The organism is Hoyosella levis, assembly GCF_026008515.1.
Lineage (GTDB): Bacteria > Actinomycetota > Actinomycetes > Mycobacteriales > Mycobacteriaceae > Lolliginicoccus > Lolliginicoccus levis.
The window spans coordinates 174518-197707 of record NZ_BQYM01000010.1; the positions used below are offsets into that span (position 1 = coordinate 174518).

General features: G+C 62.3%; 12 protein-coding genes. 9 read left to right on the plus strand and 3 right to left on the minus strand.

Going from position 1 to position 23190, the window contains the following annotated elements; translation table 11 throughout:
* Positions 1-195: 195 nt before the first annotated feature.
* The 5 genes from QC765_RS12545 to QC765_RS12565 all read left to right on the plus strand — a co-directional run bounded on the left by QC765_RS12545 (position 196) and on the right by QC765_RS12565 (position 14790).
* Positions 196-729 carry a hypothetical protein gene (locus tag QC765_RS12545; protein WP_278314779.1) on the plus strand — a complete coding sequence of 178 codons (534 nt, stop codon included), beginning with the start codon at positions 196-198 and terminating at the stop codon, positions 727-729.
* Positions 730-829: 100 nt separating this feature from the next.
* On the plus strand, positions 830-6004 hold the full coding sequence (locus tag QC765_RS12550; protein WP_278314780.1) for a DEAD/DEAH box helicase: 5175 nt from the start codon (positions 830-832) through the stop codon (positions 6002-6004).
* A gap of 4 nt (positions 6005-6008) precedes the next feature.
* The gene (locus tag QC765_RS12555) at positions 6009-8870 is read left to right on the plus strand and encodes a DUF8741 domain-containing protein (RefSeq protein WP_278314781.1); all 2862 of its coding nucleotides are present in this window, start codon (positions 6009-6011) and stop codon (positions 8868-8870) included.
* An 11-nt stretch (positions 8871-8881) separates the two neighbouring features.
* Positions 8882-12955 (plus strand): Eco57I restriction-modification methylase domain-containing protein, encoded by a 4074-nt coding sequence (locus QC765_RS12560; RefSeq protein WP_278314782.1) that lies wholly within the window; start codon positions 8882-8884, stop codon positions 12953-12955.
* 68 nt (positions 12956-13023) lie between these two features.
* Positions 13024-14790: an AIPR family protein gene (locus QC765_RS12565; RefSeq protein WP_278314783.1), complete on the plus strand. Its 1767-nt coding sequence runs from the start codon at positions 13024-13026 to the stop codon at positions 14788-14790.
* A gap of 75 nt (positions 14791-14865) precedes the next feature.
* On the opposite strand, the gene QC765_RS12570 is transcribed toward QC765_RS12565, so the two are convergent.
* The 3 genes from QC765_RS12570 to QC765_RS12580 form a co-directional block, all read right to left on the minus strand.
* The gene (locus tag QC765_RS12570; RefSeq protein ID WP_278314784.1) at positions 14866-16968 is read right to left on the minus strand and encodes a 3'-5' exonuclease; all 2103 of its coding nucleotides are present in this window, start codon (positions 16966-16968) and stop codon (positions 14866-14868) included.
* Between the two features lie 98 nt (positions 16969-17066).
* Complete coding sequence (locus tag QC765_RS12575) at positions 17067-17621, minus strand: PIN domain-containing protein (protein WP_278314785.1); 555 nt, start codon at positions 17619-17621, stop codon at positions 17067-17069.
* Positions 17622-17623: 2 nt separating this feature from the next.
* Positions 17624-18082, minus strand: a complete 459-nt coding sequence (locus QC765_RS12580; protein ID WP_278314786.1) for a helix-turn-helix domain-containing protein — start codon at positions 18080-18082, stop codon at positions 17624-17626.
* 125 nt (positions 18083-18207) lie between these two features.
* On the opposite strand from QC765_RS12580, the gene QC765_RS12585 reads away from it, so the two are divergent.
* The 4 genes from QC765_RS12585 to QC765_RS12600 all read left to right on the plus strand — a co-directional run bounded on the left by QC765_RS12585 (position 18208) and on the right by QC765_RS12600 (position 23060).
* Positions 18208-20403: an McrB family protein gene (locus QC765_RS12585; protein ID WP_278314787.1), complete on the plus strand. Its 2196-nt coding sequence runs from the start codon at positions 18208-18210 to the stop codon at positions 20401-20403.
* Positions 20381-21574, plus strand: a complete 1194-nt coding sequence (locus tag QC765_RS12590; protein ID WP_278314788.1) for an McrC family protein — start codon at positions 20381-20383, stop codon at positions 21572-21574. The genes QC765_RS12585 and QC765_RS12590 overlap by 23 nt, the downstream gene beginning before the upstream one ends.
* A 580-nt stretch (positions 21575-22154) precedes the next feature.
* Positions 22155-22580 carry a hypothetical protein gene (locus tag QC765_RS12595; protein ID WP_278314789.1) on the plus strand — a complete coding sequence of 142 codons (426 nt, stop codon included), beginning with the start codon at positions 22155-22157 and terminating at the stop codon, positions 22578-22580.
* 21 nt (positions 22581-22601) lie between these two features.
* Positions 22602-23060, plus strand: a complete 459-nt coding sequence (locus QC765_RS12600; RefSeq protein ID WP_278314790.1) for a limonene-1,2-epoxide hydrolase family protein — start codon at positions 22602-22604, stop codon at positions 23058-23060.
* Positions 23061-23190 lie beyond the last annotated feature (130 nt).

Below are 23190 nucleotides of genomic sequence, written 5' to 3' on the forward strand. Positions count from 1 at the left end.
CAGCGCGGAAACCTGTCGTTTTTCGCACTGTCACGGAGCGGTAGCGGGCAAGCATGACCAAGCGCGCGTCGCCGAGCCGCATAATCCTCCCCTCCGCCCGCGATAGGCCCAGGAAAAACCTTCATTGCTAGGGTTGGCACCGATAATCGCTCTAGCCGCCTCATGCGGGCGGGCAACAGCCAAACTAGGACGCTCATGTCGAAAAACGATGCATTGAATCATTCAGGCCGCGGTTGGATGCTTCTGTCCCTGGCCGATTCCAGGTCGCACGCGGGTAATGACGGCTATGACGACGAGGCCGCGAGGTACTACAGCTGGGATAGCACGGTCCCGAACCATGACGCGGTGTCGGTAGGCGACCTCGTTGTCGTGTGGAACCGCATTGGTGTGGTCGGGATGTCTGTGGTCGACGATGTCACGACGGGGCCGGGGCAGAAGAAGCGCAATCGGTGTCCTTTCTGCTCGAGCACGAGCATCAAGATTCGCCTGAAGAAGCAGCCGAAGCACCGGTGTGCTGACTGCAGGAAGGATTTCGAGACCCCGCGCACGGAAATGATCGATGTCGAGCAGTACCGCTCGGATCACGCGGGACGGTGGCGATCGCTCGATGGGATGTTCAGCGCCGCGGAGATGCGCAGCTTCGGTGTTCAGCCACAATCCCAGCACAGCATCCGCCCGCTTCGCGTTGGCCCTTTCCTCGATGCGGTAGCCCGGCGCTCACCACAGTGACCGTTGGCCCGATCGGGCTTGTCGAAGGCGAAGCGCACCCCGTGGTTTACGTGTGTACTAGGGTTGAGTTTTCGGGTTGTGCGGCGAGAGGCGTTGTGGCATGGATGTCTTCGAGGTTCACAGGCAGCTGATCGCGGACTACAAGTCGTTCACGACCGGCGCCGTCGAGATTCGTGATAGCCGGATCAAGGACTACGTCGAGACGACGATGCAGGAGGGCCGCCAGTGGCCCGAGCCGTGGCTGTCGTTGAACCCGATGTTCGCCTCGGGCGGGTCGGTCGATGAGTTGACGGGCGGCAAGATCCTGCATCCGGAGTGCGCTCACATTTTCCGGGTGAAGAAGCATGTGAGCGATCGGGGCGATTCCTCGATCACTCTCCATAAGCATCAGCGCGATGCGGTGGAGGTGGCCAAGTCCGGCAAGTCGTATGTGCTGACCACCGGCACGGGCTCGGGCAAGTCGCTCGCCTATATCGTGCCGATCGTTGATCGTGTGCTGCAGATGGGCCGCATGCCCGCGGACCGCCCGAAGGGCGTGAAGGCGATCATTGTCTATCCGATGAATGCTTTGGCGAATAGCCAGGTGGAGGAGCTTCGCAAGTTTCTCACGTTCGGCTATGGCGAGGGCCAGGAGCCAGTGCGCTTTGCCCGGTACACGGGCCAGGAGCGGGAGGAAGAGCGTGCTGCGATTCTCGCTGATCCTCCGGATATCCTGCTGACCAACTATGTGATGCTCGAGCTCGTGCTCACGCGCCCGGATGAGCGGAAACGACTGATTAACGCGGCGCCGAATTTGCGATTCCTAGTGCTTGATGAGCTTCATACCTACCGTGGCCGCCAGGGCGCGGATGTGGCGATGCTGGTGCGGCGGCTGCGCAACGCTTGCCAGTCGGAGGCTCTGCAGTGCGTGGGGACGTCGGCGACGATGGCGTCGGGCGGGAGCATCGCTGAGCAGAAGCGGGTGGTCGCGGAGGTGGCGACGCTGATCTTCGGTGACGAGGTGACGCCGGAACGGGTGATCAGCGAGACCCTATCGAAGGCGACGACGGGTGACCCGGAGGACGGCGAGCAGCTCCGCGCTGAGATCGCAACAGGCGTGCCCGGAGACTACGAGGGCTTTTCCGGCTCGGGGCTCGCTTCGTGGATCGAATCAACGTTCGGCCTGACCACTGATCCCGAGACGCAGCAACTGATCCGGCAGAAGCCACGGACGGTGAAGGATGCGGGCGAGGACCTTGCCCGGGCAGCCAGCACGCCCATTGACGACGCTATCGAGGCGATCCGGCGAACGCTGCTCACGGGCGCGAATGTGACCAACCCGAGGACTGGCCGCTCCCTGTTCGCGTTCCGGCTGCACCAGTTCATCTCGAAGGGTGACAGCGTGTATGTCTCGCTGGAGCCAGAGGCTTCCCGATACATCACGACGACCTACCAGGTGCGTGTCCCGGGTAGTGACAATCATGTGCTGATGCCGCTGTCGTTCTGCCGGGAGTGCGGCCAGGAATACATCGCGGTGGTGCGGACCAGCGCCAGCGATGACGCAACGATCTTTCGCGCGCGACGGGATCGAGACCCGAGCATCGGCATCGAGTCGAGCGGCTACTTGTATGTGTCGTCGGATCATCCGTGGCCGATCGACCCGGAGACCGAGAATCGCTTTCCGGAATCATGGACGGAGCAGGGCCGGGTGAAGCCGTCCATGGCGAAGCACAAGCCTCGCCGTGTGCGCGTGGGGACGGATGGCGAGGAGATCCAGTCGGGAGGGCTCGAGGCCGCGTACATCCCGGCCCCCTTCCGGTTCTGCCTGCGCTGCGGCGTGGCGTATGAGCGCGCGAGCGCGAAGGATTTCGCGAGGCTGGGCAAGCTCGATGCCGAGGGTCGGTCGTCGGCGATGACGGTGCTCGGTGCGTCGATCGTGCGCTCCCTCAAGGCAGTGCCCAAGGACCAGCTTCCGGATGAGGCCAGAAAGCTTCTCACTTTCGTGGACAACCGGCAGGATGCCAGCTTGCAGGCGGGTCATTTCAATGACTTCGTCCAGGTGACGCAGCTTCGTGGTGCTCTCTACAGCGCCGTGGCCGCGGCTCCGGACGGGCTGACGCACGATGAGGTGACGCAGAGGGTCTTCGATAGTCTCGGCTTGGATTTCGCTGACTACGCGCAGAATCCCGAGGCGCTGTTCGGTGCGCGCAAGAGCACCGAGAAGGCGCTGCGCAATGTCATCGAGTATCGGCTTTACACGGACTTGCAGCGGGGCTGGCGCATCACCATGCCCAATCTCGAGCAGACGGGCCTGCTGCGCATCGAGTACGAATCACTGGATGAGATCGCGGAGAGCGACGAGCTGTGGGCTGGGACGCCGCCAGCGATCCGCGATGTGCATCCGACGAAGCGGTATGACGTGTGCAAGGCGATCCTGGATCAGCTGCGGCGCGATCTCGCGATCGATGTGGAGTGCTTGTTCGAGAACGGATTCGACCGTATCCAGCGCCAGGCCGATCAGAACCTGACGGGCGTGTGGGCGATCTCGGACGCGGACCGCGAGCTCGCGGACCTGAAGATCGGCATCACGGACTCGAAGCATCCCAAGACGAAGATGCTCGCTCCGAAGCTCACTCCGCGCTCGGCGATCGGCAAGCTTCTCCGGGACGAGTTGCGCAATCCGGATGGGAACAAGCTCAAGGATGACGACCTCACTGTCGTGATGGTCAGCATCCTGAAATTGCTCGATAGGGCAGGCCTGCTCACGAACGCGCTCGCCCATATCAGCGATGGGCTGGGGTATCGCTTGAAGGCCTCGGCGCTGATCTGGAAAGCCGGTGACGGCAAGAGCGGCATTGTTGATCCGACCCGGAAGAAGGTCGATCCCGATCAGGGTTCCCGCGTGAATCCGTTCTTCCGCGACCTGTACAAGAGCATGGCACGGGAACTGCGCGGGCTTCATGCCGCGGAGCACACGGCACAGGTCGAAGGCCTCAAGCGCCAGGCACGGGAGGAAGCGTTCCGCACGGCGGAGCTGCCGCTGTTGTTCTGCTCCCCCACGATGGAGCTCGGCGTTGACATCGCTGGCCTCAATGCGGTGGGGATGCGGAACGTGCCGCCCACCCCGGCGAACTATGCGCAACGCTCAGGTCGCGCGGGCCGCTCCGGCCAGCCTGCCCTGGTGGTGACGTATTGCGCGACAGGCAACTCACATGATCAGTACTACTTCCGGCGCTCGCATGAGATGGTCGCCGGTTCCGTGGCAGCACCGCGGCTGGATATCGCCAACGAATCGTTGATGCGGTCGCACTTGCGCGCGATCTGGCTCGCGGAGACGGGACAGAGCCTGCGGTCGAGAATGCCGGAGATCCTGGACATGGACGATCCGACGATGCCGGTGCGCGAGGAGATCCGGCAGTACCTCGCAAGCAGCACCGCGGTGGAGCGGGCAACGGAACGCGCGAAAGCGATCCTCGAACCGATCCGCGACGCCCTCGAGGCCTCGCCGTGGTGGACGAGCGATTGGGTCGAAGCGACCATCCGGGCGGCGTACATGGACTTCAACGATGCGTGCGAGCGATGGCGCGGCCTGTACCGGTCGGCGGACGAGGACCAGAAGCGGCACAACGCGATCGTCCTGAATCACTCGACGTCGGCGCAGCAGCTAGACCAGGCAAGGGCGCGCCGCAATGAGGCGGAGAACCAGCTGCAGCTCCTCAAGAACGAGGGGCAGGGCAATCAGTTCTCTGATTTCTACACCTACCGGTATTTCGCCTCGGAAGGGTTCCTTCCTGGCTATAGCTTCCCTCGTCTGCCGCTTGCTGCCTACATCCCGGGAACGCGACCACATTGGAAGGAGGGCGACTACATCCAGCGCCCGCGCTTTCTCGCGATCAGCGAGTTCGGTCCTGGCGCCCTGATCTATCACGAGGGCGCCCGTTACCAGGTCCGGCGCGTGCAGCTTCCCACCTCCGATAGCGGCAACGGGGGGCTCGCCACGGCCGAGGCACGGACGTGCGCGCGGTGCGGGTACCACCATGACCCGCGCCCCGGGCTTGAGCGGTGCGAGCATTGCGAGGCGCCCCTTCCGATCTCCACAACGGGACTCATGCGGATGGGTACGGTCTTCACTCGCCGGCGGGAACGTATTTCCTCCGATGAGGAGGAACGCTTGCGGGCGGGGTTCGAGCTGACCACGTCGTTTAGGTTCGCGGAGCACGGCGGGCAGCAGAGCAAGGATGATGCTCGTGTCCTAGACGGGGAAAATGCTCTGGCGGAGCTCTCCTACGGCGATACCGCCACGGTCCGGGTGACGAACAAGGGGCGCAGGCGCCGGAAGAACCTCAGCGATATGGGGTACTGGCTCGATCTGGTGAAGGGCAATTGGCTGTCGGAGAAGCAGGCCGACGAGATGGACCCGGAGGACGGGGAGCTCGACGATGCGGGTCAGTCGCAGCAGAAGCGCAAGGTGATCCCGTTCGTGGATGACACGCGCAACGTTCTTGTGCTGCGTCTGGCCAGGCCCGTCTCGCCGACGGAGGCCGTGTCGTTGCAGTACGCGCTCGAGCGTGGCATCGAGGCAGAGTTCCAGCTCGAGGATGCGGAGCTCACCAGCGAGCGCTTGCCTGATCCGGATGAGCGGGCACGGATGCTCTTCACTGAATCGTCGGAGGGCGGCGCGGGCGTGCTGCGGCGGCTCCAGGCCGAGCGCGATGCGATGGCGAAGGTGGCTCGGCGTGCCCTCGCGATCGCTCACTTCGACCCGGAAACGGGCAAGGATCTCGGGCGCGCGGAGGGCGCGGCGGAGGATTGCCAGGCCGGCTGCTATGACTGCCTGCTCTCGTACGGCAACCAGCTATGGCACAACCAGATCGACCGGCATGAGATCAAGGACCTGCTGCTCGCCCTGGCTGGTTCGGAGACAGAGCCGCAGGGGCCCGCGGGCGTGGACCGCGGCGAGCACGTGAAGGACCTGCGCCGGCAATCGGAATCCTCGCTCGAGGAGAGGTTCGTGGAGCTCCTCGAGGAGCGCCGCTTGCGATTGCCTGCTCGTGGACGGCCGATCCCGGAGCTGATGGTGACCCCTGACTACATGTTCCGCAGCAACGGGGAGGCCATCGCGATCTTCATCGATGGGCCCGTGCACGACAACAAGTCAACGGCCGCGCGTGATGCGGAGGCGGAGGATCGCCTGCTCGACGCGGGATGGATGATCATCCGGTTCCGGCATGACGAGGACTGGGACGCCAAGCTGCGCGACTATACGGATGTGTTCGGCAAGGGAAAGGGTGCATGACGCGATGACTTCCACCACTACTGCGGCCACGGACTTCGCTCCGGGCTCGCTGGTGCGCGCGCGCGGCCGCGACTGGGTGGTGCTGCCCGGATCAGGCACGGACTTCCTGGTGCTGCGCCCGCTCGGCGGCAACGATGACGATATCGCCGGTGTATTCGTGACCGAGGGCGTGCAGCCAGCGACCTTCCCCGCGCCATCCGCGGACGATCTCGGCGATCATTTCAGCGCGCAGCTGCTCCGCGATGCCCTGCGGATCGGTTTCCGCTCCACGGCCGGGCCGTTCCGCAGCCTCGCGTCGATCAACGTGGAGCCGCGCGCCTACCAGCTGGTGCCGTTGATGATGGCGCTGCGCCAGGATGTGGCGCGGCTGCTGATCGCTGACGATGTGGGCATCGGCAAGACCATCGAGGCCGGGTTGATCGCCACGGAGCTGCTGGAGATCGGGCAGGCGCGCGGGCTGGTGGTGCTGTGCAGCCCGGCTCTCGCGGAGCAATGGCAGGGCGAGCTGCGGGAGAAGTTCGGGCTCGAGGCGGAGCTGGTGCTGCCGTCGACGGTGCGGCGGCTCGAGCGCAGCCTCATCGGCACCGAGTCGGTGTTCGAGCGCTACCCAGTGACGGTGGTGTCCACGGATTTCATCAAGTCGCGGAACCGGCGCAACGAGTTCCTGCGCACCTGCCCGGACCTTGTCATCGTCGATGAGGTCCACACATGCGTGACGGCTTCGGGCCAGCGAACCTCGGGCCGGACGCAGCGGTTCGAGCTCGTCCGCGACCTCGCCAACGACCCGGAACGGCACATGATCCTCGTCTCCGCCACTCCGCATAGCGGGCAGGATGAGGCGTTCCGCAACCTCATCGGCCTGCTCCACAAGGATCTAGCGAGCATCGACCTGGATAATCCGCAGGGCCGCGAGCAGCTCGCCGGCTATTTCGTGCAGCGGCGGCGCAGCGATATCCGGCACTTCCTCGACCAGGAGACCCCGTTCCCGAAGGACCGGGAGACCCGCGAGGTGGGCTACACGCTCAGCAAGGAGTACCGGGCACTGTTCGAGAAGGTCCTCGATTACGCCCGCGAGACGGTGCGCTCGGGCGATGGCACCCTGGCCAAGCGCGTGAACTGGTGGTCGGCGCTGGCCCTGCTGCGTGCACTGGCATCGTCGCCGCGAGCGGCCGCGCAGACGCTGAACACCCGCGCGGATTCCGCTGCCGCCGTCACGCCGGAGGAAGCTGATCTGATGGGCCGCTCCGCGGTGCTCGATCATGCTGACGATGAATCCCTCGAATCGGCGGACTCCACGCCCGGCGCGGCCAGCGATGAGACCGGCCGCTCCCCCGCCGCGCGGAAGCTCCGCGCCTTCCACGCCGAGGCCAAGGCGCTCGAGGGCGCCAAGGACAAGAAGATCACCGAGCTGGTGAAGGTGGTCAAGGAACTTCTTGGCGACGGGTACGAGCCGATCGTGTTCTGCCGCTTCATCGGCACCGCCGAGTACGTGGCCGAGCAGCTTCGCTCCAAGCTGGGCCGGGGGCACATCGTGGAGGCCATCACCGGAGAGCTGCCACCCGATGAGCGCATCAATCGCATCGAGAACCTCACCGCCACCGACGGGCGCCATGTGCTCGTGGCGACGGACTGCCTCGCGGAGGGCGTGAACCTGCAGGAGCATTTCCAAGCAGTCATCCACTATGACCTCGCGTGGAACCCGACCCGCCATGAGCAGCGGGAAGGCCGGGTGGACCGGTTCGGGCAGCGCAGCAGGAAGGTGCGCGCCGTCACGCTGTACGGGCGGGACAATCACATCGACGGGATCGTGCTGGAGGTGCTGCTGCGCAAGCATGAGCTGATCCGCAAGGCGACGGGCGTCTCGGTGCCCGTGCCCGATAACAGCGACGCTGTGGTCGAGGCTCTGATGGAGGGGCTGCTGCTGCGCGGCCACGATGCCGAGCAGCTCACCCTCGATGTGGAGGTCAGTTCCCGCAAGGACTCGCTGTATGCCGAGTGGGAGAGCGCCGCGGAGCGGGAGAAGCTGTCGATGACGAAGTACGCGCAGCGCAGCATCAAGCCCGAGGAGGTCAAGCGGGAGCTCGATGAGATCCGTGCTGGTCTCGGCACGCACGACGAGGTGAGCGCGTTCGTGCGGAACAGCCTCGCCTCGCTCGGCGCCACCCTGGTTAATGGGCAGCGAGGATTCACCGCCACGACGGCAGCATTGCCGATCGGGTTGCGCAGCGCCCTGCCCCGCGGCAAGCGGGAGCCCTTGCCGTTCAGCCACGATCTGCCCGCCGAGCCCGGGGGCGCAGTGCTGCTGCGCACCGACGATTCCGTGGAGGCGATCGCGGACTACGTGCTGCAATCAGCGCTCGACCCGACCGTGGATGAGCGGGAGCGGCCCGCGCGGCGCTGCGCGGTCATCCGCACCGATGCGGTAGCCACGCGCACCACGCTGCTGGTGACGCGCTACCGGTTCCATCTGGACCTGCCCTCGCGGGCCGGGATGCGCAAGCTGGTCGCCGAGGATGCCGCCACGCTCGCCTTCACTGGATCGCCAACGAACGCGCAATGGCTCGACGAGGCCACTACCCGGCAGCTGCTCGGGGCCCAGCCGGGCGGGAACCTGACGGAGTCGCAGGCGCGGGACTTCGCCGCGCGCGCGGTCGCCGGCATCAGCAACACCGACAGCCCCGTCATGGAAAAGCTCCGGGAGCACGGCGTCGCTCTCGCCGACCGTGTCTACGATTCGCACCGGCGCGTCCGGGAGGCCAGCCGTTCCGCGCGGCGCATCGGCAATGAGGGCATCCGTGGCCTGCGGGTGACCGTGGAGCCCGCGGTCGACGTCGTTGGCGTGTTCGTGTTCGTCCCCGTGGTGTGAGGAAAGAAGCTATGAGCAACAACGCAGCAATCGGTGACACCACCTTCGTCGGCGTGCGCATCGTGGGTGGACTGCTCCCCGCGGATGTGCTTGCCCGCCTCGGCGTGGCCCGTGACATGGACGGCATGAGCCCAGCCGACTATCACCTAGCGGGCGGGGAGACTGTGCGCGACGCCGCCAACCGCGTGTGGGCTTACCTGCGGGGCGCGTGGCGCACCTTCCAGGATGGGCTGGAGAAGCTCCCGGAGGATGATCCCGCGACCAGGTTGACGCGGGAGAAGTTCCTGCTGCCGCTGCTCGACCAGCTCGGCTACGGTCGGGTCCCCACCACGGCGGCGGGCGGATTGCGGCCCGATGATGACACCGAGCATCGCTTCCCCATCTCGCACCTGTGGAACGACGCCGTTCCCATCCATCTGCTCGGCGCCGGCATCGACCTCGACAAGCGCCGCGCTGGCGTGGCGGGCGCGGCGAAGTCATCACCGCAATCGATGGTCCAGGAATACCTCAATCGCACCGACAAGCACCTGTGGGCGATCCTCGCCAACGGGCACACGGTGAGGTTGCTGCGCGACTCCACCTCGCTGGTGGGCTCGGCGTACATCGAGTTCGACCTCGATGCCATCTTCGGCGGGGAACTGTTCTCCGACTTCCTGCTGCTGTACACGCTGTGCCACCAGTCCCGTCTCGAGCCCCGGGACGCGGAGATCGGGCAGTCCTCCTGCTGGCTAGAGAAGTGGCGCGAGACCGCCGCCGACTCCGGCACCCGTGCGCTGCGGCAGCTGAGCGAGGGCGTGAAGGAATCGCTCGAGATCCTCGGCAACGGCTTCCTCAACCATCCCGCCAACGAGTCACTGCGCGAGCAGCTCGCCACCGGCACGCTCACCGATGACGATGTGCACCACGGGCTGCTGCGCCTCGCCTACCGGCTCCTGTTCACGTTCGTCGCCGAGGATCGCGGTGCCCTGCTCGCCCCCGGCACCCGCCCCGAGGTGCGCAAGCGCTACGCTCGCTACTTCTCCACCGCACGGCTGCGCACCGTGGCACGACGACGCCTCGGTGACCGCCACTCTGACCGTTGGGAAGCACAGAAGCTTGTCTGGCAGGGGCTCTCCCAGCCCGAGGGCATGGCGGAGCTCGGGCTGCCCGCGCTCGGCGGTCTCTTCGAGAACGGGCCACTGGACTTCCTGCTCGACCACAAGCTGCAGAACAGCGACCTGCTCGCTGCCATCCGCTCCCTCGCCCTCGTCACCGACAAGAAGAGCGGCAAGAAGTGGCCGGTGGACTACCGCAACCTCGGCGCCGAGGAACTTGGCAGCATCTACGAATCCCTCCTCGAGTACCACCCTTCGTGGGACCCCGCGACCAAGCACTACACCCTCGCCTCGGCCGCCGGGAACGAGCGCAAAGGCACCGGCTCCTACTACACGCCCATCTCCCTGGTCGAATGCCTCCTCGATTCCACGCTCAACCCACTCCTCGCCGAGGCCGCCAAGGCCACTGACCCCGAGAAGGCCTACCTCGCTATCACCGTGTGCGACCCCGCCTGTGGATCAGGGCACTTCCTCGTCGCCGCCGCGCGACGCATCGCCAAGCGCGTCGCCGCGCACCGCACCGGCGACCCCGAACCACCACCCGAGCAGATCCGCGACGCCCTGCGAGACGTGGTGGCGCGCTGCATCTACGGCGTGGACGTCAACCCCCTGGCCGCCGAGCTCGCGAAGGTATCGCTGTGGCTCGAAGCCCTCGAGCCCGGCAAGCCCCTCGCGTTCCTCGACGCCCAGATCAAGGTGGGCAACGCCCTCATCGGGGCGACGCCACGGCTGCTCGACGACGGCATCCCCAACGACGCGTTCAAGCCTATCGAAGGTGACGAGAAGAAGGTCGCCACAGCCCTAGCGAACCGAAACCAGGCGGAGCGAAGTGGACAGCTAGGGCTCTTCGACACAAAAACACTTGCGACCAGCAACTCTCGACTCGGCCAGTACATGCGGGAGGTAATCGCTGAGCGCAGCCAGCGACTCGAGGATATCCACGTCCAGCAGAAACGCCTCCGCGACTACACCCAGTCAGCCGAGTACCAACACCAGAAGCTCATTGCCGATGCTTGGTGCGCCTCCTTCGTGTGGCTAAAGACCCACGACGCACCGGACGCGATTACGCACGGCACCTTCACCAAGCTACTTTCAAACGTCGACATTCTGACACCAGAACAGCGAAACGAGGTTAAACGGCTTGCGACTCAGTACCGCTTCTTTCACTGGCATCTCGAGTACCCGCACATTTTCCCCATCTCAGCAGAAAATATTTGCGATCTGAATAGAACGACTGGCTGGAGCGGCGGCTTCAATTCAATCTGCGCCAATCCTCCATGGGATAAGATTGACTTTGACGACACCGAGTACTTCGCTTCGGTGCACCCACAAATCGCTGCAATAGCTGGAACTGCACGCCGCACCGCTGTAGCTCAGTGGATTGCCGATAACCCAGCTGCTGGCCAGAAATATCTCGCCGACAGGCGCCACGTCAAAGGAATGTTCCACTTTGTGAAAAAGTCTGGCACATTCCCCCAGATCGCAACCCCAGTAAAAGGAGTCAACTCAGTTCAGATCGACCATCTGTTCGCTGAACAGATGGCAACACTTACTAGTTCCCACGGCCGATCTGGAGCAATATTACCTACGACGATTGCAAACGGCGCAGGTGCTCAACACCTCTTTTCAGGCCTAGTGCGACGAGCGTCTATCTCTCTTATTTTCGACTTCGAGAACGTCGATGAATTGTTTCCGATCCATCGAAGCTACAGATTCTCACTATTCGCAATAGTTGGCCACAGTCTCCACGAGCCACGCATACTTCTCGCTTTCGGACTGCGAAATACCAAGCAACTACATGGGGATCGCATTTTCGAACTAACTCCGAAAGAAGTCTCCGATCTCAACCCCAACACTGGAACGTGCCCGATCTTCCGTACCCGGCGCGATGCAGAAATCACCCTCAGCATCTACAAGCGAGTTCCCGTGCTATTGAAGGAAGGCGACCCGAACGGCAACCCTTGGGGTATCACCTTCAAGCAAGGACTCTTCAACATGACCGATGACTGGCACCTCTTCCGGACTTGCGATCAACTAAATGAAGAAGGCTGGACGCTCCGCGGAAGCATTTTTGAGCTAGATGGCAAGAGGATGCTGCCTTTGCGCGAAGGAAAGATGATGCATCACTTCGATCATCGCTGGGGTACTTTTATGGGTATAAGTGGCGACGATATTCGATCGCTTGCGTCGGAGGAGAAAAACAACCCAACTATGCCTGCGATGCCTCGATACTGGGTTCCCGAATTCGATGTTCCAACAGCTAGTTTCGACCGGCGTGGACGACCAACATACTATCAGGGCGTCGCAAGCCGGTTAGCCGACCTGGACTGGAGGCACGACTGGCTACTCGGATGGCGGGACGTATGCCGCGCAACTGACGAGCGCACTGCAATTTGTGGAATAATGCCAACCTCGGGTATATCCAACACAAATCCGCTACTTTTCGCCGGGGGACTCGCGATCGCAAATTTGGCTCCAGTGCTAAGTTCTTTCGTCTTCGACTTTGTTTGCCGCCAGAAGCAGGGCGGGATGCATCTCACGGTGATGACCATGAAGCAACTTCCAGTGCTAAGCCCCGCACAATTAGCTCCCCATACTCGCTTTCTGACAACGCGGCAGCTTGAGCTGACCTTTACTACAACAGACCTGAGCGGGTTCGCGAACGATCTTGGCGCCGACGGGTCCCCATATTTCTGGGATGATAATCGTCGAAGTGTCCTGCGGGCAGAGATCGATGCCTACCTATTCGTCCTGTATGGCCTGAGCCGGGACGAGGTCGACTACGTCATGGAGTCCTTTCAAACAACTTCTGGCGGCTTCAAGAACAAAGAACTCTCGCGGTATGGAAGTTATCGAATGAAAGAGATGATTCTCGATTGCTACGACCGTATGACTACCGCCGGCCTTTCGATTGACAATCCCCTAATCGATGGCAAGTCCTACTTTTCCGAACTCGACATTCAACCAGGCCAGGGACCTCGGCATGAATAGTCGGGGCGCTACGCAGTGACCATACAGATATCCGCAATGAGATCCATACTCAAAACCTCGGAGTCAGCATGTGCAAGAATTCAGGTCCAGCAGCAAGTAACGAGCTGACGCTTCTAGACGCAATTCTCAAACAGCGTCAGACGGAACGCCCAGTTTCTCTACGGGACGACGAAGCGTTCGAGGTTTTTGCGGCTGAACAGGCGCTACTCGGTAAGGACCTGTCCCCCGATGAGATAGCGGAAGGGATAGTCGGTAGCGGAAATGACGGTGGCATCGATGCTATCTATGTCTTCGCTGGCGATGCTCTTATAGCTGACGACAGTGACGTGATCGGCGCTGATTTTCAGCCTACAAATACACCCAGAGGGATACAGCTCGAACTTTGGCTAGTACAAGCGAAGCGTGAGACATCTTTTTCGGAATCAGCAATTGAGAAACTTTCCGACTCGGCTGCGAGGCTACTCAAGATTGATTCGTTGGAGTCGGATCTGCTGGAGCTGTACTCACCCAGTGTAGTTACGAGAACTGGATACTTTCGTAAAGCACTGCAAGCTCTAGCTATACGGCACCCGAAAGTCGCGATCCGGTTCGTCTATGCAACCAGGGGCCGTAAAGTTGACATTAATAATAAAGTTGCAATTAAGGCCAATAACCTGGAGCATCGGCTTGCGAACATCGTACCCGGTGGAGAAGGGTCAGTCGAGTTTCTTGACGCTACCGATCTGTATCGAAGAGTTTCAACAATCCCTTCCTACACTTCACAGCTGACCTACCTGGAGAGTTCCACGAGCGAGCGGAGCCATATTGCGTTGGTACGACTACGGGACTACATCAAGTTCCTAAGGAACGATGATGACAGTCTGAAGCGGCATATTTTTGATTGGAATGTACGCGACTACCAAGGAGACGTGGAGGTAAACAAGGAGATTAAGTCATCACTTCGCGATCCGGGCGGTCCAGATTTTTGGTGGCTGAACAACGGAATCACAGTTGTTTGCTCCAAAGCCTCCGTCATAAGTAAGACATACACGCTCGATTCAGTACAAATCGTTAATGGTCTTCAAACTTCTCATGCGATATTTAAGGAGTTGTCGGAGGTCGATTCCGATCACCCAGCACTGGACCGGTCAGTTCTAGTTAGAATCCTAGTCACCGGTGACGACCGAGAAACTAGGGACCGGGTGATTAGGGCTACGAATCGTCAGACTGCCGTTCCAGCAGCATCACTTCGTGCTACCGATGACATACAGAGGAGCATTGAGGACTACTTTTTTCTCAATTCATGGTACTACGACAGGAGGAAAGGATTTCATCGAAACAACAATCGCAGCCCCGAACGGATCGTATCTATTCAACTACTTGCGCAGGCAGTTATGGCTATGGGACTTTGCCGACCTGACGATTCTCGTGCGCGACCCTCCAGCCTCCTCAAGCGTGACGAAGACTATCTCAAGGTCTTCTCGAATGACATCCCCCTGTCGGTGTATCTTTGGCTGGCTAGAACACAGAAGCAAATTGACGCTTATCTCCTTTCAGAGAGGGCTGGCGTAACCGCACAGCAGCGTACGAACTTCCGATTTCACCTTTCGATGCTTTGCGCGTGCGATCTTGTTGGTCGAAAGATTCACAATCCTCGCGAACTAGTTTCAGTGGCGAATGCGGACAAGATTATAGAAGATGGCATTCTTGTTTATTGGCTCCGTTTTCTTCTAGAGGCATTTTCCGAGTTTAGCTTGACCTCATTCGATACAGATGACAAAGTAGCAAAAGGGTCCGATTTTGTTTTCTTCTTGCTTAATCGGTTCGAGTCGAATCGCCACGAGAAAAGTTCCTGAGATTTCCACCTAATTGTTTTCACGCACAGCAATAGGATGTGCCGACGACGGAAGGCCAGATCGGCAATCAGGGTGCTATTGAAACTGATTCAAGAGTCGACAGCGCTTACCGCTCCAAGCAACAACCAGGTCCTCCCGAGCGCGGGTGCATGCCACGAACAGCAGACACCTCTCACGTTGCAGGTCCAACTGGTGGAGATGTGGATCGACCTCGATCGGTGTGACGGCGTTCTTTGCGGGGATGTGGTCCTCCCCCACGCCCGCTACTGCGACGCATCGGAACTCGAGGCCTTTCATGCGGTGCATGGTGCCTACTGCCACTGCGTCTCCACCGTCGTGCGCGTCGGCGAGGGCGCGGACGGGGATGCCATTGGTGCGGAGTTCGTTAGTGATGGTGCTGGCGTATCGGTTGGAGCGGGTGGCGATGCCAATCTCGCTGGGTGTGACGTCGCCGTTGAGCCAGCCTTGGACGGTTTCGACGAGGTGGTCGAGTTCTTCTTGCTGGGTGTCGAAGCCGTGGGTTGAGGGTGGCAGACCGTGGAGTTCGGACCGGCATCCGGTGAGCGTGTCGAGTCCGCCTTCCATGTCGTCGATGTCCTCGCCGTGCATGATGCCGAGGCTCCATGCGAGGATTTCAGCCGTGGTGCGGTAGTTGATCTTGAGTCGTCGTGATCGGCCAGCGATGCCGATGCCCACGCTGCGGAAGCTGACGTGGTGGTTGTAGATCCGCTGGTGGGTATCACCAACGATGAATATGTCATTTGAGGCTGGGGCGACTGCCGCGCGGAGGAACCGCCACTGGGTAGGGCTAAGGTCCTGAGCTTCGTCGATCACCACATGCGCGTACGGTTTAGTGTCCCGGGCTTCGAGTATGCGGGCGGCTTCGCGTCGCACAGTTTCATGCGTCCACAGTTTCCGGTCGCGCAACGCCGTCTCGACCGTGTCGATGGCTTTCCAGATGTCGAGCCGTTGGCTGCGCTGCAGCGGAACACCCCGTCCCGCTCGGGGTGCTTTTAGGTAGGCCATCTCGCTGGTGATGTCCTGGGCTAGGACAACCTGCCGCCATTCCTCCTTGAGGAACGTCTCGTTGAATGTGATCTGGTGGCGGTCGATCGCTTCGCGCCACAGGTCGTCCTGCTGCTGATCGGTGAGGATGGTCAGATAGCCGTGCTGCTCGCGGGTGATCTGATTGGCGAGCTTGTCCACATGGATCGCATCGATACGGCCGAGTGCTTTCGGGTCCCGGCCCGGTGAATCCGCGAGCAGCATCAGCCCCGCGTCGAGCGAAGCCGCGAGCGTCGACGTGAACGTCGTCACCAGCACTTTGCCCGTGGTCTTCTCCGCGAGCCGGTAGGCCCGGTGCAGCGCGACGACCGTCTTGCCCGTCCCCGGGCCACCGGTAGCGCGAGCAGGGCCACTGAAGTCTGCATCCACCAGAACCTGCTGCGATGGGTGCAGATAGATGCGCCAGATATCGATCGGATTGTCGAGAACCGCCATCAACTCATCCGGACCGTCGACAAGCACTACCCGATCACGACTGCGTGCTACTGCCGCATCGAGGTCATCGGTGTCCACGGTGTCATCAACGAGCGTGGCAGAGACCTCCGCCCACACTTCCTCCGGCGACAAGCCCGCCGCCAGGCCATACAGCACCTGCCACTGCTGCGCCGGCAGGAACGACTTCGCGGACTCCAGCTGGATCGCATTCGTCAAGGACCGCGCGAACGGAATGATCCCGTCATCGATGCCGAGCTTGCGCAGCTCCCCATCCTTCACATGATCGAAGATCCGCTCGGCGGCCTTCTCCGCGCGCCGCTCCATCCGCGGCAGCACTTCCTCCAGGCCAATCGCATCAAACAGCTCGATGACGCCCGTCGTCGAGTTCACCGACGCCTGCCTGCGCTGCGCCCACGCATACGCCTCGTCATGCCCCAGCACCTTCAACAAGGTGTAGGTCTCCCCCGACTCCGGCGCGAGGACAATGCCCCGCCAGAACTTGTCGATGCGGATCGACCGCAACCGATCATCGCGCACGTTCTGGATACGCTCGAGATGAATACCCGCATGCGTCGCCTCAGCGAACTTGCCGAAGACATCCGACACCTTGCGGGCCAGCGGCCTATCCATCTTGGAGATGTCGAGGAGGAAGTCCTTATCGATACCAAGCCTAGGCAAGCGGGCCCCCTTCGCGTTGCACCATGCCCCCATCGTCGCATGAAGACCGGGGCGGAGAGCGCGTGATCGACAGGGAGTTATGCTCGTGGTTCGGTGTCCTACAGTGATCTCAGTGCGGCGACCGTCGAGACGAGACCTAGGTTCTCAAGTCGTTGGAGTACATCGGCGACTGTGCCCGGCGGGTTGCGCCAACTGTCCGCGATCCTATGTACCGCCGTGTACACGGCCGACTGATCGAGGTGGATTTGCGCCTCCAAGAACGAGTCTGGGTGCACTGCCTCGATATCCCACGGGCTGAGGGCTTCCTCAGGGAAATCTCGAAGATTGTAGGTAACGATCACTTGCGCTTTGGCTCTGATCGCCGCTGCTAGTACATGACGATCGTCTGGATCGGGCAAGGTCAACCCAGGAACAAGCGGCTCGTACCCTTTCACCTTCCAGTCCAGCACGGCACGTCCCATCAGTTCGCGCGTACGCGCGAGAGCTATCGGATCAAGGTCCGGACGATTGGCTTTCAGATTGCGAAAGACCTCGTCAAGAATGCTGTCAGTCCATTTGGCCTGGACGAGTCCAGACTGCGCCACGCGGATCAGTACATCCCGCAAGGAGCTTGGGTATAGCACGTTCGCGTCATAGACAGCCACAAAACCCATGCTCAGATTAGCCCAAGCTCTTGGCCGAGCCGTGTCAGGCCATCAGCTGCTTCGCGTCGCTTCTGGTCATCCTGTCGCTTGTAGTCCATGACGGCTGCGGCCGATACGCGCCGGTGGGTTCCGACGGTGCGGTACTCGATCTCCCCTGCCTTGAGCAACCCGATCAGGAAGGGGCGGGACACGTTGAGCATGTCGGCGGCTTGCTGCGTGGTCAGCTCAGCGTTGTGCGGGACGACTGACACGCTGCGTCCGGCACCGAGGTGCGCGAGAACCATGGCGAGCAGTTCGACGGCTTCGCGCGGGAGCGTCAGCGGTGCCGCGTCATCTCCATCGACGGTGATTCTGATGTCGCGCAGGTCCCGGTGGCGCTGCAGGTAGGCACGCACCTCCTGGAGCGCGGCGTTCGCCTCCTCGGTCCGGTCGGGCGGGAGGTTGATGGGGTTCATGTCCAGCCGAGTCATGCGCTTCCCTTCCTGTGCACCACTCTAGTGTATTCGAAATATTCGAAACAGATGCGGGATAGCGTGAGTCCTAGCCCTGCCCGCTTCGCCCCAACCTGTCGGTGCCCGCCGGTAGTGTCGCGTCCATGTACAACGAGGGAACCCCGCACATCGCTGCTTTCGCCCACAGGCTTTTCGAGGAGTGCCTTCTCGGCCAAGGCTCGATCCTCACGCCCGGGGTCGAGGTGTGGACCCGGGAGAATCTCGAGGTGCTGAAGCGGGATTTCGTGGACCGCCCAGATGAGACGGAGGCGTCGTTCTACGAGAAGCTGGAGACCCAGCTCGACACCACGCCCCCACGTGCGGTGCAGCTGTTCGCGGAGCTAGCTGTCCTCAATGTGCTGCCGCTGACCGACTACACGGCCAGTGGCAAGGAAACGTATGTGTCGAAGATCCTTGCCCACGGCGATGGCGTCACGATCCCGGATGATGTCCGCGCCATCTTCCGCTACGGGGCGTGCAACGGGAGCCTGCCATTCAAGACGCGCCGACCGTTCCAGTTGCAGTTGCTCGTCCTTTTCGCCCTTCATTTCCAGTCGCTGCCCCGGGAGCGTCAGCTCGAAGCGTTGAAGGTTCCCCAGGTGTTCCGTGAGATCGTCGAGGAGTCACCGGGTCCGAGCGAACCATCGCAGCGCCACGCGCTCATGTACCTCGCTCATCCTGACTACTACGTGCCGATCCTCAGCACGACCCACCGCAAGAAGATCCGCGCCGCTTTCGCGCCCGACTATCTCGCGCATCCGCCCGGGGATGTGTGGGATGACCTGCACGAGATCACCGTGACGATCGAGGAGGAAACGGGCGAGCGCCCAGACTTCTACTTCCCCCCGTGGCAGGAAAAATGGCGCCCGACGGCGACCAATGCTGAGGAGGCGACGCGGTCCACGGATGTACAGCGCGCGTGGCTGGTCCGCGGGTCGAGCGTCGCGGGCCGCAACATGGTCCACACCTGGCTCACTGACGGCTTCGTGTCGCTCGCCGCGAGCAAGCTCCGCACGCTCGACCTCGATGCCGAGCTCACACTCGACGACATTCGCGCCATCGTCCGCGAGGACTACGCCCACACCTCCTACGCCGCGCAGGACGAGAAGGCCGAGGAGTTCCACGCCTTCATCACCCGCATGCATCCAGGAGACTTCGTGTGCACCGTGAGCCAGGGAAACCTCTTCCTCGGTGAGATCACGGGAGATGCGCAATCCCTGCACAGCGACGACAATCGCTCGAACCTACGCCGCGCGGTGTCGTGGTTCGGCACTGAAGGAGTCGACTACGCCGACCTTCACGCCGAGCTGCAGTCGAAGCTCTCCGCTCAGCGCGACGTCATCGACTTCACCCAGTTCGTCGAGCAGCTCAGAGCGCTCACCGGTGAGACGGAAGCACCACGCGAGGAACTTCGCCTGCCCGACGCCACAGCAGAGCTCGCGACATCACTGCACGTCTCGCAGTCCTGGCTGCAAGAGTGCATCGAACTGCTGCGAGATCGGCCGCAGATGATCTTCTACGGGCCACCCGGCACCGGCAAGACCTACATCGCCCGCGAGCTCGCCAAGCACCTTGCCGGTGACAACGTAAAGATCGTCCAGTTCCATCCCGCCTACTCCTACGAAGACTTCTTCGAGGGCTACCGCCCCAGCGAAGGCACGAACGGCAGCATCGCCTTCTCGCTGAAGCCCGGCCCCCTCCGCAAACTGGTCGATCAGGCCCGCGAGGACCCCACCCAGCCGTACGTCCTCATCATCGATGAGATCAACCGCGGCAACCTCGCCAAGATCTTCGGCGAGCTCTACTTCCTCCTCGAATACCGCGACCAAGCAATCGACCTGCTCTACGGCACGGACAAGGAAGGATTCACGCTCCCCACCAACGTGTTCCTCATCGGAACCATGAACACCGCCGACCGGTCCATCGCGCTCGTCGACTCCGCGATGCGCAGACGGTTCGCGTTCCTGCCGCTGCACCCCACCGAGCACCCCACCAATGGCGTGCTCCGCTCGTGGCTCGGCGCACAAGGATTGCCGTCCGAAGCGGCCAACCTCCTCGAAGCGCTCAACGCACGCATCGACGACGCCGACTTCAAGATCGGCCCCTCCTACTTCATGCGCAGCGCCGTCCACCAGCCCGGCGGGTTCGAGCGCGTCTGGAGGACAGCGATCCTCCCACTGCTCGAGGAACACCACTACGGAGACGGCACCGACGTTCTCGCCCGCTACGGGCTGGACACCATCCGCCGCCATGCCACCACCAGCGACGAGACCGACAATGCGCACTCTGACGCTGACTGAAGGAGGGCCTCCCCAGCAGCACCAGCTGACCCGCATCGAGTACGAGGCTCTCGCGACGATCCGAGCCGTCGAGATCCACCCGACACTCGAAACGGGCTGGTACGTGATCGCCGCATCGAGCAAGGTCGGGGCCATATCCATCGGCGACCTGCAAGTCATCGTCCAGCCGAAAATCACCGACATCAATCGCTTGATATTCCTGCTCGGCTACGCCCAGAACCCCAGGATCTGGCGCGACGACCACGTCACGCTCGACGCTGACACCGACCTCTTCCCAGCGCTCGCCGAGTCATTCTCCCGGATCACCACCAAAGCCCTCGATCAAGGACTCCTCCAGGGATACAAGACAATCCGCGACACCCTGCCCGTCCTGCGCGGACGCGTCCTCGCGGGCGAGCAAATGACCCAACGCTTCGGCTCGCCACTCCCCCTGCACGTCGAATACGACGAATTCACCGTCGACATCGCCGAGAACCGGATACTCCTCGCCGCGACCACCCGGCTCCTGCGGATACCAGCTATCTCGCACCTTGCTCGCCGAACACTCATCCGTCTGCAACGCACCCTCTCCGACGTCACCGAACCCGTACGCGGCCAGAAACTCCCCCACTGGCAGCCCAGTCGGCTCAACGCCCGCTACCACACGGCACTCGCCCTAGCCGACATCGTGCTCCGCGCCGAATCTTTCGAGCACCGCATCGGAGACCTCACCGTCACCGGATTCATGTTCGACATGTGGCGCATCTTCGAAGACTTCACCACCATCGCGCTACGCGAAACCTTCAAAGCCAGCGGCGGCACCTCCCACCTGCAACACCGCATGACACTCGACAACGACCGAGCCGTCACCATGAAACCCGACTTCGTCTGGTTCGGGGACGACGCCACGACCATCGTCATCGACTCCAAGTACAAGGCTGAGAAGCCCGCCGGATTCCCCGACGCCGATCTCTACCAGATGCTCGCCTACTGCACCGTGCTCGATGTGCGCGACGGACACCTCATCTACGCGAAAGGCAACACCGAGCCCACAGTGCACACCGTGCGGCGATCCGGCGTGCGGATACACTGCCACGCCCTCGACCTCGCCGCCGAGCCCAGCCGACTACTCCGCCAGATCGTGGACCTCCGCGAGACCATGCAGGCATTCACCACCGAGGCACAACCATGACCATTGAATACCCAGATATCGACCACGTACTACCCCCGGTAGACGCACAAGGCAAGCCCACCGGAGCCAAGCCGCGGAGGCGGCACTACCCCGACTGCCGACACTTCACCTATAGCGACGGCACCACGCTAGGGACACCACGTCCAGCGACAGAAACCGAGATGCGCACCCTTGCCGCGTGCGAGAACTGCATCAGCCGCACCGATTCACAACGGGAGACACCACACCCCCGCGCCGACGACCATCGCCCCCTCGGAACCGTGTGCCCCCACTGCTTCATCGAGCTCCCCAGCACCGGTGAATGCACCAACTGCGAAGCCTGAGCCCTCGGGGTGGCCCTGGGTGACCGAACCCTTGCCAACAGTGTGCGGAGAACGTCAGCTCTAGTGCCGAAACCTGTCGTTTTTCGCACTGTCACGGAGCGGGTGGGGCGAACCGCCGGGACACGCACTCCGATCGCGTCCGACACGCCGCGGGGCGCGTGTTCCTCCCCGGGATGCACTGATACCCGCTGGTAGCCTCGGCTGCACTGCCAGCACCGCGAGGGGGTGCTGGTGCACAACGCCTTCCGGGGGATTGCATGACTGTCACTATTCTGCCGGCGCCTGTCGCGGCATTTCCGCCGTTGGCGCTCGCGGTCCGGCTGCTCGACGATATCCATGTGTTCGCAGAAGTCCTGCGGAAGGTCCTGCCCCAGCTCGATGATCTGCTGGCAATGGGCCGGGACCTAGCGACGAACCTCGAGAAGGCACTGCCCATGCTCGAGGAGCTCAACGGGAACATGGGCGGGGCGATTCCGCATGTCGGTTCGCTCAATGGGCATCTCGATACCGTGGTGCCACTGATGGCCTTGCTGGATGTGCGCGCTGGGCTCAGCGGATTGAGCTCGCTGACGCCGATCGATGGGGCGTTCGACCGGCTCGGGCGTGTGGTTGATCGGCTTCCCGGTGCGCGAATGGTCGATCGCCTGCCAGGATGGCGCAGGGAAGCTGCCGCGACAGCGTGATCGATCGACAAGGAGCCTGGCATGGATGACGCAAGCATTGGTGTGGTCGTCGAGTTTCTGGCGGCACTTCGCGATGAACGCATCGACGACGCATTGGACTACGTGACCGACGATGTCGTGTGGCACAACGTGTCACTCCCGAAGGTCCGGGGCAAGGAGAACTTCGCCCGGGCGATCGGCCTCATGGAGCGGGCCCGAATGGGCTTCGATGTGCAGTTCCAACACATCGGCGGTGACAAGCATGCTGTGCTGACCGAACGCACTGATGCCCTCAGCCTTGGCCGGTTCCGGACCGAGTTCTGGGTGTGTGGAACCTTCGAGCTCCGGAACGGGCGGATCGCCGTGTGGCGCGACCGTTTCGACTACGCGAACTTCACGGTCTCGATCCTGCGGGGCATGGTCGGGATGGTGCTGCCGCGTCGCGAGCCCTTCGCCTTGTTCGCACCGGCCACGACCACCGCGATACCGGATCACGCCTGACCCGTAGTTGCGTGCCGCCGGAGCACGAGTGTGCGAGAAACGACACTGTCAGCGCGGCGGATTCAGGGAGCCATCGCAACACCCCTGGCTGAAGGGGCATGCTGATGGCGAGGAAGATTCCGTGGGAGGT

Coding starts and splice junctions, on each gene's coding strand:
- QC765_RS12545 (WP_278314779.1), top strand. CDS start 196: ATGTCGAAAAACGATGCATTGAATCATTCAGGCCGCGGTTGGATGCTT.
- QC765_RS12550 (WP_278314780.1), top strand. CDS start 830: ATGGATGTCTTCGAGGTTCACAGGCAGCTGATCGCGGACTACAAGTCG.
- QC765_RS12555 (WP_278314781.1), top strand. CDS start 6,009: ATGACTTCCACCACTACTGCGGCCACGGACTTCGCTCCGGGCTCGCTG.
- QC765_RS12560 (WP_278314782.1), top strand. CDS start 8,882: ATGAGCAACAACGCAGCAATCGGTGACACCACCTTCGTCGGCGTGCGC.
- QC765_RS12565 (WP_278314783.1), top strand. CDS start 13,024: ATGTGCAAGAATTCAGGTCCAGCAGCAAGTAACGAGCTGACGCTTCTA.
- QC765_RS12575 (WP_278314785.1), bottom strand. CDS start 17,621: ATGGGTTTTGTGGCTGTCTATGACGCGAACGTGCTATACCCAAGCTCC.
- QC765_RS12580 (WP_278314786.1), bottom strand. CDS start 18,082: ATGACTCGGCTGGACATGAACCCCATCAACCTCCCGCCCGACCGGACC.
- QC765_RS12585 (WP_278314787.1), top strand. CDS start 18,208: ATGTACAACGAGGGAACCCCGCACATCGCTGCTTTCGCCCACAGGCTT.
- QC765_RS12590 (WP_278314788.1), top strand. CDS start 20,381: ATGCGCACTCTGACGCTGACTGAAGGAGGGCCTCCCCAGCAGCACCAG.
- QC765_RS12595 (WP_278314789.1), top strand. CDS start 22,155: ATGACTGTCACTATTCTGCCGGCGCCTGTCGCGGCATTTCCGCCGTTG.
- QC765_RS12600 (WP_278314790.1), top strand. CDS start 22,602: ATGGATGACGCAAGCATTGGTGTGGTCGTCGAGTTTCTGGCGGCACTT.